The organism is Rhodococcus sp. IEGM 1409, assembly GCF_030056735.1.
GTDB lineage: Bacteria > Actinomycetota > Actinomycetes > Mycobacteriales > Mycobacteriaceae > Rhodococcus_F.
In genome coordinates this window covers 216,915-230,956 of the sequence record NZ_JASHKN010000001.1, presented here as the reverse complement: position 1 = coordinate 230,956, position 14,042 = coordinate 216,915, and the positions used below count along the sequence as shown (strand labels likewise).

Below are 14,042 nucleotides of genomic sequence, written 5' to 3'. Positions count from 1 at the left end.
GAACAGTAACTACTGCATGGAGGATGGTTGTGGCGAAGGCTGACAAGGACGGCATCATCCGGGATCGCCGGACTGGGATCGTGTTGGCGCGTAAGCATCGGCATCCGCTTGCGGACCTGTTCAAGGACGTCCCGATGGGGGAGGGGCTGCCCGGTTTGCATATGGGTTTGCCGGAGGTGGAGCACCTGTTGGCAATCCATGTGTTCGACAACATGGATTGTTCGCCGCCGCGGAATCCGTTGTACCGGGCTGTTCCTGACCCGGACAGTCTGAATGCGACCGGAACTGATCGGGTGATCTACGTACCCGTTGATACTCCGAATCCCGTTGCTGTCGAGGAAGCGGACGAGCAGATCTTCGTCGCCGACATCTCTGACTATGACGCGGATCAGATGGCGGCGTTGAAGCTGCAGATCCAGCAGAAGGAGATCGCCGACAAGATGCTCGAGCAGGCCGACCCGCATGTGCGGGGGGAGGGGGATCTCTGATGGTGGCGACACCGCAGGATCCGTCGTTCGTTCGGGAGTACACCCCGCAGAAGGCGTACACGAAGAGAACCGTTCACAGTCTTCAGAACGTGGATCCGTACGACTTCGCCGGCGAGCGCGATCGAGATCTACACGGCAGGGCCGAAGGAGTGCGCGGCAATCTGTTCACCCGTTTGCTTGCCGGGTTTCTTGATCTCGGTCAGTTTCTGGACGACCTAGCGAAGGCAATCAAGGGCATTGGCAATTTCGGTCCGGGTCCGCTTCGGGATATCCGTGATGGCCAACTTGATCTGAACAACCGAACCGATCTGTTGTCGCCGCTGCTCGACTACGGGTCCGCTTATGCGAACACTGTGGCGGGAATCTTCAACAAAGGCCAGGTCGGGTTTACCAATCAGATCGGTCCCATGCAGGGTTGCAGATTGGTCAACGGCCGGATCAGGCTCGGCGACCAGGGGTTGTGGGACATCCGCTGCCAGTTGTGGATCGACAGTATCGCGGTGGTGTCGGGGATGGTTGAGTGGGAGATTCGTGTGTTGCGACCGGATGGTTCCACGTTTTCGTTCCAGCGAACCCGCCTCGACTCGAGAGACATCTTCTCGTCCACGAACATCACCTCGGTCGTCGTCCCTGACGCTGGCTATCAGGTGCAGATTTTCATCACAGAGATGGCTCCTGGTCGCGGTGCTATCGGCGGTCCCGGACTGAACCGACTTACCGTGCAGCATATTTCGCGCCGCACGGATGTCGGAGATACAGGTCAGTAATTCGTTTCAATCCGCAAGGAGTAGTCATGACATTTCGCACCTACAACGGCAACACACATACCGAGAACGGTTGGCGCATATGCAACAGTGACCAGTGCGTAACCCTCTGGTACGCAGGCAAGCCGGTTCTCGTCCGAGACGGTCATGCGACGACGGTTCTCAAGTGGTGGATCGACTGGTACAACGCAAATGTCGAACCGATCAAGTCTCAGATCTGGGGATGGTCGGCCACTAACGACGTCCCCGGAACCCCGGGCCGCAACGACGGCTCGAACCACCTGTCAGGCACCGGTATTGATCTCAACGCGCCATGGCATCCGTGGACTGTCGATGCGTCGAGAAACTTCACTCCCGGTCAGATCGCCGCGATCCGGCGGGGTCTTGCGCTCGCCGAGGGAAATCTCTTCTGGGGGCAGGACTGGGGTCGTAAGGACCCGATGCACTTCCAGCTCAACGACGGGACCGCATCAGGAAACGGTGCGTCGGCCAAGCTCGCAGCATTCGCCCAGAAGATTCGTGAAGGCAAGGTCGGCTCGGGAGGCACGGCACAGCCTCCGTCGCCGTCGACTTCGCGCCCGACGTTGCGTCGAGGATCCACCGGTAGTGACGTCAACTATTTGCAGTCGCTGTTCAACCGCGCCTACCCGGCCTACTCGAAGCTCGTAGTGGACGGAGACTTCGGCCCTGCAACGGAATCCGTTGTCCGCGAGTTCCAGCGCCGGGCAGGACTCGGCGTCGACGGCATCGCCGGCCCCGCGACGTGGTCGAAGCTCGGTGTGAAGTGAAGGGCTTCGGCGCTCTCACCGCGACGCTCGGCCTCATCGCATTTGGCACCATCGCCGCAACCGTGATCGGACTGTGGCGCTGGGCCACCCGATACGAATCCATCATCCGCAATCAGAACAACGAACGATAGGAACCCGCATGTCTCTTCTCGATTCCATTCGTACCGCAGTGCCCGCGTCTGCCCGCGAGAACTGGTACCGCTACGGCGGCGCCATCATCGTCTTCCTCGCGTCGTGGGGGTACATCGACACCGCCGTCGTCACACAGTGGACGGCTCTCGTGTTGGGCGTCATCACATTGCTATTCGCGGCGCTGCACTCCACCTCGAGTGTTCGCACCGCGCTCTACCTTCTCCTCGTCGCTGTCCAGGGCGTCGCCGGGGGAGTGTTCGGGATCCTCAACGAACAGCGCTGGGGCGCGATCATCACTTTGGCGGCGTTGTTCCTCGGTGTGGCAACCGCGGCGGCGAAGACTCCGACACCGGTGGAGTTCCAGGGAGTTCGCGCAAGTACGTCCTGGTGACCTGACTAGTCAGGGCGAGGGGCGGGGCCGTTGTGGTCTCGCCCCTTTCTCATGTCCGCTACAGTTGCGGTAGATACAGTGAGCAAAGGGGACACAGTGAGTCGTGCATACGGTTGGAACGATACGAATGACGCCACCATCGACGAGGAAGCAGAAGTCATCCGCATGATGGCCACCACCCTCCTCGACGGCGGCTCACTCCGCGGACTCGTCGACCACCTCGAAACCGAAGGTATCTCCACCGTCTCCGGCAAAGCGTGGAAACCGATCACCATCAAACGCGCACTCACCAACCCCCGCATGATCGGAAAGAAGCAGAGCGGCGACAAACTCGTCGCCACCACCATCCCGCCGATCCTGCAGCCCCGAACCTACAAACGACTGTGCGAACTGCTTCTCGACCCGGAGCGAGCGAAGTACACCGGCGACCGCACCCAAGTCGCGCTCCTCGGGGGCGGGCTCGCCAGGTGCGGAGGCTGCGGCCGACCCATGTACGCGGCATCCACCGTCGGCCGCCCCACCGTCTACGCCTGCTCCACCCGCAGCAGCGACTGCCCCTCCATCGTGTCCGTCCAAGCTGAACTTCTCGAGGCGGACGTCATCGAACGAGTCCTCGCGCGGTTGTCGTCCCCGAAGTACCGGAAAGCGTTGACGAAGTCGATCAACGAACTCGGCTCACGCGAGGAAGGCGAAACCCGCGTCGAAGAACTCAACGCCCGCTTCACCGCGCTGGGGGAGGACTTCGCCGACGGACTCATCGATCGCGAAACCATGCGCGCCGGCACCGACCGCGTACGAGCGAACATCGCCGCAACCGAACTGAAGATGGCACAACGGGAAGTCCTCATCGATCTCCCCGAACCATCAGCAGATGACATCGTGAAGTGGTGGGAAGACGCGGACAAGCGTCGACGACGCGATGTCGTGTCAATCGTCGTCGACCACCTCACCGTCAAACCCACCGACCGGCGAGGCCGCGACGGACTCGACCCCCACCGCGTCGACTACGTCTGGAAAACACAGTGAGACTGGTCTTCATTCGACGCTATAAAATAGCGACCTGCACTATATTATGGCGCGCGAATCAACATCCGGAAGCAGCGGAGGCCCCACCGTTTGGTGGGGCCTTCGTGATGGGGGAGCTACTCGACGAGTTCGATCATGCCGATCTGAAACTGGGGAACCGTGAATTTGATGTCGGCGGCAGAGGTATACGAGAACTCACCGTCGACGACCACATACATTTTCACATCGTCGCCTTTGACAAATGGCTTGAGTGTGGCCGGATCGCCGACCATGTGAGCTGATTCGAGATTGCCAACGCCGATCGAGGAAGTACCGATGCTGGCGAGAAATCGACCAGGGCCAGTCGCTGAATCGAACTGACTAATTGATCCGTATAGGACGATCCGCTGCCCGGAACTCGCCCTGACGTCTTTCAGGATGACTTCGAGGTCCCGGCTTGAGATCTCTTTGTAGGTTGTCGGATCGAGAATCGTCTGATTGGACTGTAGGTCGTTGCGAGTTTCGATGGCCTGCTGATATTGCTGCTGCTCTTGCCGCTCGTCGGTCTTGTTGTTGTCGTTGATCAAGTTGAAGACGATCGCGACGGCAATTACGACAACGGCGATACCTGCCAGTGATCTTAGAATCTGTGCGGGTGAACTGGTTTTCCGTTCCGGCTTGGTGACGACAGGGGATCCGGGCATGGGGGTTGGCCGTGTGGCGTCTGACCACTGCAGTCCGTTCCAGTACCGCTGGAGGCCTTGAATTTGTGGGTCTGGGTACCAGCCGGGCTGTGAGTTCATCGTCGCGTCCTTGCTCGGCCCCGTGGTGGGGAAGTGTCAGCAATACATACCAGACAGTCCGGACACTGGGGAACTAAACCCTGGCGCCCTTCGCTAGATTGCACGCCCGGCATAAGAGCTGAACATTGCCTTCCGTACTTGCGCCCCCTCGGGAGAACGGAATGATGTGATCGTATTCAAGGTAGGAATTCGCGCCGCATTCCACGCAAGCCCCACGATCACGCTGAAATACAGCAGATTTGACGTGCGCCGGTATGTGCCGCGTTGGACGGTCCCCGTTGTCCGGTAGGAGGATTCGTCGGTCGATCCGTAGGGCCGTGTCCACCAGGATGGATGTGTATTCAGCATCGGGAACCGAGAAACGCCCGCTGAGTGACCGGGCTGTCGACTCGATAAGAACGGTGGTGCGGTCGAGGTATGACACCCTCTGCACCTTGCTCAGTGGGATTTCGCCGCCATGCTGCTGAGCGATAAACCGGATCTTGCGGTTGGTGATCGCTAGTTGTCCCTGGGACGGAGTGGGGCCAGCTTGGAGGTCGCGCCAGCGAGTTGCGCCAGCGACCATGTAGCAGTATTCGTCAGTGGGCAGATGGAGTCCTGGGATTTGAACAGTTGGTAGGCGACCTTGGCGGATCTCGCCGAGCATCTGCTCTCTGAGTAGTTGAGATTCGATGTGGGTGATCGCGGCGGGTTCCAATTCAAAAGCGCGTGCTGCTTGTCGGAAGGTGGCGAGTTCGTCGTCGGTGATGATGCCGTCACTGAGCGCGTATGTGGCGTATCTGTTGAGCCAAGTGAGTGCGTCCGCCCGAATGGTGTCGAGTGCATGTTTCCGGGGGATACGCGCGCCGAACAGCCATTCATGCAATGTGATCCATTCAGGTCCAAGTGGGCCTGAGTGTGCCAGCACGTTCCTCGCTGCCGCGGAGTACTGCGTGAGCGTCGAGTTCACGAAAGCTTTGCACTCAGGGCAATAGCTCTGGAGCAATCGGGTTTTGGTGCCGCATCGTGCGCAGCTATCGCCAGCCGATCGAAATGCTCTGAGCCACTTGTCTGCCATGGAAGATGCATACCAGACCGTTGGCGACGCTCGATTCGCTTGGTTCAATTCCTCTCGCAGGTCACCTTGTATTCGGTAGAAGACTTCGGGATTTGTCACCGAGTTGTCACAACTCGAGTCACGATCTGTGGCACGCGGCGATGGCAGGGGCCGGATATCGCCAGGTGAGGCCGTTCTGTGGCGACACCTGGCGCATATCCTGCGGACTTAAAATCCGTCAAGTGTCGGTTCGAGTCCGACTGGGGGCACCGCGTAGGTCAACCTTCGGTGAGATATCGAAAAACCCCGCTCGTCCCCATTCGGACGGGCGGGGTTTTCCGTGGAGCAACGACTGACCACAGAGTGGCTACTGAGCCCAGACGGTCGTTCCGGCAGGGGCGTTCAGCGTGTTGACGAGATCGATGCCGGCTACGACGGCAGCGCCGCCGCCACCGAGGATCGTTCCGGCGATACCGCCGATTCCGGCTCCTGTTGCGAGACCACCCAGGCACAGTGCCGCAGCGACGGGGAGTCCGACGATGGTCAAGCCCAGCGGAGCACCGACAGCGCAACCGATTCCGGCGCCGACGATGGTGCCGAGCAGGCTGCCGACCTGAGTGCCGAGACCGAGCTGGCTCTGGAAGTGCGCAATCGCCCGATCATTCTCCTCGGGCGAGGCGACGGGCGTCCATTCCTTTGCCGCAGGCGCACTCTCGGGCCGAGGAGTGGCCTTCGCCGAATCGGTGATCGGTGTCAGCGTGAGAGTCTTACCGTCTTCACTGATCGCGCGATCGAAGGGAAACTGCAGATCTCCGAGGTTGTATGCGAGAGGCAGGGAAACCAGGTCGGCTCCCTTGCTGTCCTGCAAGACGACGGACTTCCCGTCGCCGGACACCTTGAACAGTCCGGCGTCGATGGTGGTGACGATCGACTTGTCGACGATCTTCGCTTCGTAGTTGACGTCGGTCGACGGATCAGCTGATGCGATCCCGGTTGATGCTCCGACTGCAGCGACCGCTAGAGCAGTCACAGCCGCCTTCTTGAAGAAACCCATAGTTCAACCCCGTGTTCGCCTGCGTGTACCCGCAGAAACTCGACAACTTCGGACATTGGTAAACCCCCGACAAAGCCTTCGTATTAAAGCAGACCGAAGTGACAGAAGGGATAGTTGCGCTCGGGCCGACCGGAAGCGGCCGGTGAAATCGAATTTGCCGTTTGCAGTACCAAGGTGTCGAACGTGTGTGTGAAAATGTGGAGATGCGGTTGACCGAGCGATCCCCGGACCGCTGCCCGAACGGACACCGGCTCACGGCGAACACGTGCCTTGTCGGCTGGGAGGTGTGCGGGTGTGCCTCGGCCGAGAATGGCGGGCATCGGACCCATTACTGCAGGCGATGTGGTGAAACTGTCCGGACGCCGGAATGTGTCGGCGTGGATCCGCAGAAAAGACGATGGAGTTGAAGGGGTGCCCTGCCTGCTTGGGTGGGGCAACCAGGCAGGGCAGTGGTTGGCCGTCCCTCTCAATACCGACCTACGGCGAACCATTGGCGTTGAAGGTACCCACACTTGGTGATGCGCGCCACTTACGTACCAGTACCTTCGTTAGCCGAGTTCAGTGCTGGCGACGACGGAAGTCGCCGACGTCCCCGCGGGGACGTGGTTCATGGAGAAATCGCGGTCCCGGTCAGGGTTGACGACGCTTGCCAGCAGGAGCATGGCGGCGACAAATAGAACTCCGGCGGTGAGGTAGGCGATTCTCACGGGCAGGCGCGGGCGTCGATCTGAATTCGTGGACATTCACGTTCTCCATCGGTGCATGTTGGACGAACGCTTAGTTTAACGATCAACTAATGGAAGAGTTCGAACAGTGACGCAAGATACGAAAAGGCCCTCGATCTCGGGGGAAATCGAGGGCCTTTCCGGTCGAACGTCGGCGTCGCCAAGCACATAGCGTCACCGGCCCACTATCGGTGTCGAGCGTGACCCCTCATGTCCGACCCCACTTCTCGACACTATCCAGTAATTTGCGGCATTGGGGACGATTCGGACTTTGTCATTCGGATGGGGGGCTCCCCGGCCACGAAACCTACTTTCGTCCGGCTGCCCATTTCATTCCCCAGTTGTATGCCCGATCGAGATCGGACTGACTGCCGTTGATGTACTGCACTTCGCGAGTCACCGTCACGCCTTGACCTGAACTTTGGATGAGCGCGATCGCGCACAGTCGCTCCTGGTTACTCGCGGAGTCGAGTCGCACTTCCACCTCAGGTCCGTTGGTGGGATACAGGGTGACGACGCCGTCCACGGCCGCCCAGTTAGGAGCGCCGTCGTAGATCATCGCGAAGATGAGGATTCGCCGGAAAGCGCTGGGGTCACCGAGATTGACGTGCATGTTCTCGCCGCCGGTGTTCGCACCACTGCGGTCGTCGCCGTCGAGGGAGATGTAAGGCGGGGAAGTCAGCGAACCGAAACTTTTGCCCAAGGCCTGGACTACTCCTTTGGACCCGTCGGCGAGTTCGTAGAGGCATCCGAGGTCCAGGTCGACCGCGCCGGAGCCCGCGCCGGCGAGCTTGGCGAGGAAACCGGTCTTCTTCGGCGGCGCTCCTTGTGACCAGTTGAGGTTCACGCGCATATTGCCTTGTCGTTCACCCGCCTTCGCGAGGTTGACCGTCGGCGCTGATTTGGTGAGCGTGATCTTGCTCAGGCCGACCGGTGCCTGCGACGGTGTGGACTCGCCGGAACGTCGGGTGTAGTCGATTGCCATCGTGATAGTCCTTGTCTGAACTCGAATGAGTCCGATCGTGTTACCCGTCGAGGAATCTCCACCGACGTGATCGGCGATCTCCGGCCATTGTCCCTCATATCCGGATTTCAACCCGAGGACACGCAACTCGCTGCGCCGACCACCGGGCAGACCAGCAGTTTGCTGACTACTGTGTCTGTGGGCGGATCTCACTCCGAAAATGGTCGGACGTACTGGTTGACGCGACAGTGTTCATTTACGGGAGAATTGCTCAGTTGGACGTCCGATTCGAATTGCGCCGTTGGAGTGGGAGGTAAGTGATGTCGGTCCGCTCTCGTCTGCAACCCCACCCGAGAGAAAGACTGACTCCCGCGCAACGCGATGACGTAACGCGTGAACAGATGGCCGTCACCTTCGGCGTGCTGCCATGGGCCGCAGCTGTCCACCTCGTCGTCACACTCGGGTTGGCGCTGTATGTGATTCCACCGGACAGCGGACTGTTACCGCGCCTGTGGCCTTTCCTGTCCGGCATGATCGGGCTGGTGGGGATGTGCGTCGGACTCGCCATTCATTTCAACCTGATAGCGCCCACCTACCGGATGTCCTACGCGTTTCTCATCGTCGAATTTGCCGTCGTCGGGATCCTGTATTCCTCGCTCGCCCTGGTCCTGTACCCGATCCTGGACGATTCCGGCGATCTGATCCTGATAGCGGTCACCACATCCATCACCGGGGCCGGAGCCGTGGCCACCGCGATGTTGCGGGTGGTGGGGCTCACCTGGGTGCTGTCAAATCTTGTCATCCACGGGGTGGCATTTTGGCTTCAACCGGGACCCGAGTCCGAACGAATACTCATTGGAATGATCGCCTACGGAGCCGCTCTGATCGGCGGCACGATAGTGGTCTCGGGCAATCTGGAATCGCGTTACCGAGCTGAGTTGAGCGCCGCGTCGGAACGATCGGTCGTGCAGATGCTTCTCGAAGATTTCGAAGGCAATGCCGGGGACTTCGTGTGGGAGACGGACCAGAAAGGCAAGTTCAACCGAATCCCGACGCGGCTCGCGGTCGAGTCGGGGCTTGATCCCGCCGAGTTGCAAGCAACGGCGTGGCAGGACCTGTTCATGGAGTTGGGCACATTACGGATCCCTGGCGGAATCGATGCGCTCATGGAGTTGCAGCAAGCCCGCCACACGAAAACTGCATTCGTCGACGTCCTCGTTCCTGTCCGAGTACACGGTGAAATCCGGTGGTGGCAGGTGTCCGGACGGCCGCGTCCCGGCCGCACGCCCGACGAGTTCGTTTGGCGAGGAGTCGGTTCCGACGTCACCGAAGTGAAACTGCAGAGCGACGAAATCGTGCGGATGGGTCGGGTGGACGCACTCACCGGAATGCCGAATCGGCACAGTTTCTGGACTGAGCTGGAACGACTACTGCGGGATCCGTACACAAGCGAAAGCGGTCTCGCGTTGGCCATGCTCGACCTCGACAACTTCAAATCGGTCAACGACACACTGGGACACACCGTTGGCGACGCGGTTCTGCGGGAGGTCGCGGATCGCCTGTCCGAAGCCGGAGGGGTGTCACAGTTGTTCGCGCGTTTGGGCGGAGACGAGTTCGCGATTCTTTTCACCGATGTGGGTGACAGTTCGCACGTGCGAACTCTGCTTGGCCGCTACATCGAAGCACTCCATGAGCCGATCACAGTGGCAGGCACGCGGTTGGAGATCGGGTGCAGCATCGGGTACTACCGCCCTGACGCTCTCCCGGCCTCCGCCGACGAGTTGATGGGCGCAGCGGACTTGGCGTTGTTCGCCGCGAAGGAATCCGGGCGTGGTGCTGTACGCGAATATCGAGACTCGATGAAGTCCGTGGCAGATCGGCGTGCCCACCTTCTCGAGGATCTGGGGAACACCGTGTCCGACAAGGACCTCGAACTCGAGCTGCTTCCCCGGATCGACGTCGTCTCCCGCGAGATCGTGGCTGTGGAGGTTCGTGTGATCTGGCACAACGCCAGGCTTGGGGCTGTGACGTCCGCAGAATTCATGAGTGTCGCCGACGACACCGGTTTGGCGTATTCGCTCGGGACAACGGTTTTCGAGCTGGCCTGCGCGGCGGCGTCACGCCTACCTGATCACTTGCGGGTAGCCGTCGCGGTATCGACGCGTCAGCTCGAATCGGATTTCTTTGTCGACTCGATAGGGGATTCGCTTCGACGATCGGGTGCCAGTGCAGATCAACTCGAACTTCAACTCAACGAATCCTCGGCGATCACCGACGAGTCGAAGGCTGCATTGCATGCCATCGCGGAAATGGGCGTCTCGCTGACGGTGGACGAGTTCGGCGCCGGATTCTCCTCCCTGGCATCATTATCCGGCCTTCCATTCATCAGAGTTCGGATCGAACGCTCTATTTCGGGTGCGGCCCCCGGTGGACGGCCGATTCTCGAAGCTGTCGTGGATCTGGTCGACGCACTGGGAATGGAGGTCGTCGTCTCGGGAGTGGATAGTGAGGAGGACCTGATGTCCGTGGCCGCCGCAGGGGTGCGGACTGTCCAGGGATACGCCGCCGGCGGAGTCATGTCGGTCGACGCGGTCGCAGCAGCGACAGTCGGCCGACATGGATGACCGGGCAGCACTCCGTAGGCGTCGTGTCGAAACGTCGGTGCGCAAGCTCGGTCGAAGCGGCACGGAACAACACCTCTCGGATTACGATCGACGTCGTCTACTCGATCGACGACTGCAGTTCACCGCGCGGGTTCTTCCGTGGTCCTTTCTGACCGCAGCTGTTGCGTTGTCAGCGATCGTGGTGCTCTTGCCAGTGGATGCCAGATGGTTCACCTTCGCCTGGTCGAGTGTCATGCTGTTGTCGAGCGCCGGATTCAGTGTTTATTGGCTGCGGCGCGCGCGTCTCGGCGTCTCCGAGTCGCAGACCACCGAATTGGTGGTGCTCACAGTCGAAATCGTTGTCGGGGGAGTGCTCCTGGCATGCTTGGCTCTCGTTCTCTTCCCGATGCTCGACCCCGGTGACGAATTGGTACTGAGCTCGACTTTGATCGGCGGGATCGCAGTCGGCGTATTTCCCACGATGATGTTTCGCGGAATCACTGTCGTCTGGATCAGCGTGGTCGGGGCCGGGCTGGTCGGGGCGTTTTGGACAGAACCGGGCACGTCGCGTTACGTACTGATCGGGGTGCTGGTCATCTTTCTGGGTTCGCTCTACAGCGGAACATTGCTGTTGGCCAACCTTTTCGAGAGACGGCTACGTGCCGAGCTCATCGCCGAGGACGAACGAGATCTCGTGGAACTGTTGCTCAACGATCTCGAAGACGGTGCCCAGGATTGGCTCTGGGAGACCGATTCGCACGGTATCGCCAGTACCGTGTCGTATCGATTCGCCGAGCAGGTCGGTTTACCGGCAGCGCAGATTCGGGGCCGCACCATGCACGAGATTCTGATCGGGATCGGCGCATCCCGAACAGACGAGGGTAGGAAGTCCCTAGCTCTCCTCGCCGCGAACTTTCAAGCAGGGGAGGCGTTTCGGGACCTCACACTGCAGGTCGTCGTACGGGGCGATACTCGCTGGTGGTCGATGTCAGGTCACCCTGGCAGCGGCGACAGGTCGGACTACGGGTGGCGCGGTGTCGGATCCGATATCACGCACTCCTATCACCAGCGTCAAAACATCTTGCGACTGGCGGAAGTCGATTCGCTGACCGGGCTCAGAAATAGGTACAGCTTCAACGCTCAACTGTCTTCGCGGCTTCGGGCCGGGCGCAGAGTGTGGTTGGCGATTTTAGATCTCGACAACTTCAAGTCGATCAACGACCGGTTGGGGCATCACGTCGGTGACGACGTGCTTCGTGATGTAGCGAGCAGACTGCACAGCGTTCTGCGATCGAACGAGATCTGTGGCCGCCTGGGGGGTGACGAGTTTGCCATCGCCTTCGACGACTTCGGGAATGCAGACGAGGTGGAGGAGCGATTCCAAACGATTCTCGACGCACTCGAACGACCATTTTTGCTGGTCGGCAACCAGATTCGCATTCGTGCCAGTCTGGGCTACGGCTCTACGCCCGACGACGCCGACAGCCTCGAAGACCTGGTGATTGTTGCTGACCTTGCGCTGTACCACGCAAAGGAGAGCGGTCGGAATCAGATCCGCGCCTTCAATGTGGCTTTGCGGGATCGTGCGACCGGTAGGGCCAGGGCACTGTTGGATCTTCGTCGTGCGCTGATCGACGAAGAGTTCGAGTTGGTCTATCAACCGCAGGTTTCAGCCGCGACGGGAGCCGTTGTCGGGTTCGAGGCTCTGCTGCGGTGGAACCATCCGACTTCAGGTCTCGTCTCGCCGGGAGACTTCATTTCGGTCGCCGAGGAAACTGGCTTGATCGTGCCGATCGGTGCAGGCGTTTTGCGGGCCGCCTGCACGGCAGCGACAACGTGGCCGGAGGATATTCGGGTTTCCGTCAATGTCTCTCAGGTTCAACTGCGTTCGAGTCGATACGTCGAATCGGTACGCCGGACACTGAACGAGGTGAACCTCGACCCCAGCCGACTCGAGATCGAGGTGACCGAATCGCTGGTCATCGACGACGCCGACCGAGACGTGTTGGTACAGCTCTCTGCGCTCGGAATCGCCATTGCGATGGACGACTTCGGCACAGGCTTCTCCTCGGTTGCCAGCTTGGCGCGCCTGCCGCTCGATCGGTTGAAGATCGACCGGGCGTTCGTCGCACCACTGGACGCGGATCCCTCGAGTTCGAGATTCGCTGTCCTGCGAGCCGTCATCGCGATTGCCAAATCTCTCGGGCTGGACACCGTCGCCGAGGGTGTGGAGACGGAGAGGCAGCGCGCGATAGTGACCGAGTGTGGATGTGACGTGATCCAGGGGTACCTGGAGGGAATGCCGATACGGGCAGCCGAGATTCCGGACTACTTGACCAGGCGACTCGGCGGTCCGAGCAGGCGGGGTGTAGCGGCTACCACTGAGTGAGAACGTGGTGCCCGTTTTGCGAATCGATGTGTGACGGTACGCCGAAGTGATTCACATCGAACTGCAGAAGGGTGTCTTCGTGGAGGTCGGATCGGCGTACTCCCCAGGGCCGATGTTGGTGGGTAAGAAGGCAGTGGTCACAGGCGGCTCCCAGGGAATCGGAGCAGCGATAGCTCGGGCATTCGCATCCCATGGCGCGTCAATTCTGGTTGTGGACGTGGCTCCCCTGAACGACGTCGAATTCGACTCCGCTGCAGGTGGTTCGATCAACCATCTCGAGTACGACGTGCGGGCGCCGGAAGTCCCCGTTGCGTTGACCGAGTTCGCACCAGATGTCCTGGTGAACAATGTGGGGCATTTCCTGGATCCGCCGACATCGTTCACCAGAACCGATCCGGGTTTCTGGTCCGAGGCCGGCAACATCAATTTCGATCACGTCGTGCGCCTGACCCATGCCCTGCTTCCCGGCATGATCGACCGCGGTTTGGGCGGATCGATCGTGAACCTGACGACGGTGGAGGCGCATCGAGCCATCCCGGGCCACACCATGTACTCGGCATACAAGGCGGCGCTCACACAGTTCACCAGAAGTCTTGGTGTGGAGATCGGTCGAACCGGAGTACGCGTCAACGCCATTGCCCCGGATCTGATCGAGTCGGTACAGGTGCCGTATCGCACGATCGTCTCTGCCGACGACTGGGACAAGTGGCCGGCGTGGGCGCCGTTGAGTGGACCAGGTCAGCCGGTCGACATTGCCGGTCCCGCACTGTTCCTGGCTTCCGACCTCGCTCGGTACATCACCGGAACTGTCATCCATGTCGACGGCGGCTCGCACGCTGCCGGTGGCTGGTTCCCCACAGAAGAGGGCGGCTGGACCAACCGGCCCCGAAAGGCTTGACA

The 14,042-nt window shown here is 60.4% G+C and carries 14 protein-coding genes, 1 tRNA gene and 1 pseudogene; 10 read left to right on the top strand and 6 right to left on the bottom strand.

What is annotated here, in order from left to right:
• Positions 1-29 precede the first annotated feature (29 nt).
• The 6 genes from QM716_RS01085 (at position 30) to QM716_RS01060 (ending at position 3,589) form a co-directional block, all read left to right on the top strand.
• Positions 30-488, top strand: coding sequence for a hypothetical protein (locus QM716_RS01085; protein WP_283301696.1), 459 nt, complete (start codon positions 30-32; stop codon positions 486-488).
• An 89-nt stretch (positions 489-577) separates the two neighbouring features.
• On the top strand, positions 578-1,255 hold the full coding sequence (locus tag QM716_RS01080; RefSeq protein ID WP_283301694.1) for a hypothetical protein: 678 nt from the start codon (positions 578-580) through the stop codon (positions 1,253-1,255).
• 26 nt (positions 1,256-1,281) lie between these two features.
• Positions 1,282-2,040, top strand: coding sequence for a peptidoglycan-binding protein (locus QM716_RS01075; protein ID WP_283301692.1), 759 nt, complete (start codon positions 1,282-1,284; stop codon positions 2,038-2,040).
• Complete coding sequence (locus QM716_RS01070; RefSeq protein WP_283301690.1) at positions 2,037-2,171, top strand: hypothetical protein; 135 nt, start codon at positions 2,037-2,039, stop codon at positions 2,169-2,171. The genes QM716_RS01075 and QM716_RS01070 overlap by 4 nt, the downstream gene beginning before the upstream one ends.
• Positions 2,172-2,179: 8 nt before the next feature.
• Positions 2,180-2,563, top strand: a complete 384-nt coding sequence (locus tag QM716_RS01065) for a phage holin (protein WP_283301688.1) — start codon at positions 2,180-2,182, stop codon at positions 2,561-2,563.
• 96 nt (positions 2,564-2,659) lie between these two features.
• Positions 2,660-3,589: a recombinase family protein gene (locus QM716_RS01060; RefSeq protein WP_283301686.1), complete on the top strand. Its 930-nt coding sequence runs from the start codon at positions 2,660-2,662 to the stop codon at positions 3,587-3,589.
• A gap of 116 nt (positions 3,590-3,705) precedes the next feature.
• Here the strand turns inward: QM716_RS01060 and QM716_RS01055 are convergent, their stop codons facing one another.
• The 3 genes and pseudogenes from QM716_RS01055 to QM716_RS01050 form a co-directional block, all read right to left on the bottom strand.
• Positions 3,706-4,155: a hypothetical protein gene (locus QM716_RS01055; RefSeq protein WP_283301684.1), complete on the bottom strand. Its 450-nt coding sequence runs from the start codon at positions 4,153-4,155 to the stop codon at positions 3,706-3,708.
• Positions 4,156-4,278: 123 nt separating this feature from the next.
• Positions 4,279-4,371: pseudogene (locus tag QM716_RS29310) on the bottom strand (DUF2510 domain-containing protein); the annotation flags it as partial.
• Positions 4,372-4,444: 73 nt separating this feature from the next.
• Positions 4,445-5,428: an HNH endonuclease gene (locus QM716_RS01050; protein ID WP_283301681.1), complete on the bottom strand. Its 984-nt coding sequence runs from the start codon at positions 5,426-5,428 to the stop codon at positions 4,445-4,447.
• Positions 5,429-5,597: 169 nt separating this feature from the next.
• On the opposite strand from QM716_RS01050, the gene QM716_RS01045 reads away from it, so the two are divergent.
• Positions 5,598-5,676: transfer RNA gene (locus tag QM716_RS01045), tRNA-Leu, on the top strand.
• A 98-nt stretch (positions 5,677-5,774) separates the two neighbouring features.
• Here the strand turns inward: QM716_RS01045 and QM716_RS01040 are convergent.
• From QM716_RS01040 to QM716_RS01030, 3 genes are all read right to left on the bottom strand, one after another.
• Entirely contained in the window at positions 5,775-6,461 is a 687-nt protein-coding gene (locus QM716_RS01040) for a DUF8020 domain-containing protein (RefSeq protein ID WP_283301680.1), read from the bottom strand.
• A 548-nt stretch (positions 6,462-7,009) separates the two neighbouring features.
• Positions 7,010-7,204, bottom strand: coding sequence for a hypothetical protein (locus tag QM716_RS01035; RefSeq protein ID WP_283301678.1), 195 nt, complete (start codon positions 7,202-7,204; stop codon positions 7,010-7,012).
• A 289-nt stretch (positions 7,205-7,493) separates the two neighbouring features.
• Positions 7,494-8,171 carry a TerD family protein gene (locus QM716_RS01030; protein ID WP_283301677.1) on the bottom strand — a complete coding sequence of 226 codons (678 nt, stop codon included), beginning with the start codon at positions 8,169-8,171 and terminating at the stop codon, positions 7,494-7,496.
• A 380-nt stretch (positions 8,172-8,551) separates the two neighbouring features.
• Here QM716_RS01030 and QM716_RS01025 point away from each other — a divergent pair, with 380 nt between their 5' ends.
• From QM716_RS01025 to QM716_RS01015, 3 genes are read left to right on the top strand one after another with little or no spacing between them, the layout of a single operon-like run.
• Complete coding sequence (locus QM716_RS01025) at positions 8,552-10,774, top strand: putative bifunctional diguanylate cyclase/phosphodiesterase (RefSeq protein ID WP_283301675.1); 2,223 nt, start codon at positions 8,552-8,554, stop codon at positions 10,772-10,774.
• A complete protein-coding gene (locus tag QM716_RS01020; protein WP_283301673.1) occupies positions 10,767-13,142 on the top strand; it encodes a putative bifunctional diguanylate cyclase/phosphodiesterase in 2,376 nt (791 codons plus the stop codon). The genes QM716_RS01025 and QM716_RS01020 overlap by 8 nt, the downstream gene beginning before the upstream one ends.
• A gap of 46 nt (positions 13,143-13,188) precedes the next feature.
• Entirely contained in the window at positions 13,189-14,040 is an 852-nt protein-coding gene (locus QM716_RS01015) for an SDR family NAD(P)-dependent oxidoreductase (RefSeq protein WP_283301671.1), read from the top strand.
• The last annotated feature ends 2 nt before the right edge of the window (positions 14,041-14,042 follow it).

Bases quoted from the DNA above. Each gene is read 5' to 3' on its own strand.
- QM716_RS01075 (WP_283301692.1), top strand. From the start codon at position 1,282: ATGACATTTCGCACCTACAACGGCAACACACATACCGAGAACGGTTGG.
- QM716_RS01065 (WP_283301688.1), top strand. From the start codon at position 2,180: ATGTCTCTTCTCGATTCCATTCGTACCGCAGTGCCCGCGTCTGCCCGC.
- QM716_RS01050 (WP_283301681.1), bottom strand. From the start codon at position 5,428: ATGGCAGACAAGTGGCTCAGAGCATTTCGATCGGCTGGCGATAGCTGC.
- QM716_RS01040 (WP_283301680.1), bottom strand. From the start codon at position 6,461: ATGGGTTTCTTCAAGAAGGCGGCTGTGACTGCTCTAGCGGTCGCTGCA.
- QM716_RS01035 (WP_283301678.1), bottom strand. From the start codon at position 7,204: ATGTCCACGAATTCAGATCGACGCCCGCGCCTGCCCGTGAGAATCGCC.
- QM716_RS01030 (WP_283301677.1), bottom strand. From the start codon at position 8,171: ATGGCAATCGACTACACCCGACGTTCCGGCGAGTCCACACCGTCGCAG.
- QM716_RS01025 (WP_283301675.1), top strand. From the start codon at position 8,552: ATGGCCGTCACCTTCGGCGTGCTGCCATGGGCCGCAGCTGTCCACCTC.
- QM716_RS01020 (WP_283301673.1), top strand. From the start codon at position 10,767: ATGGATGACCGGGCAGCACTCCGTAGGCGTCGTGTCGAAACGTCGGTG.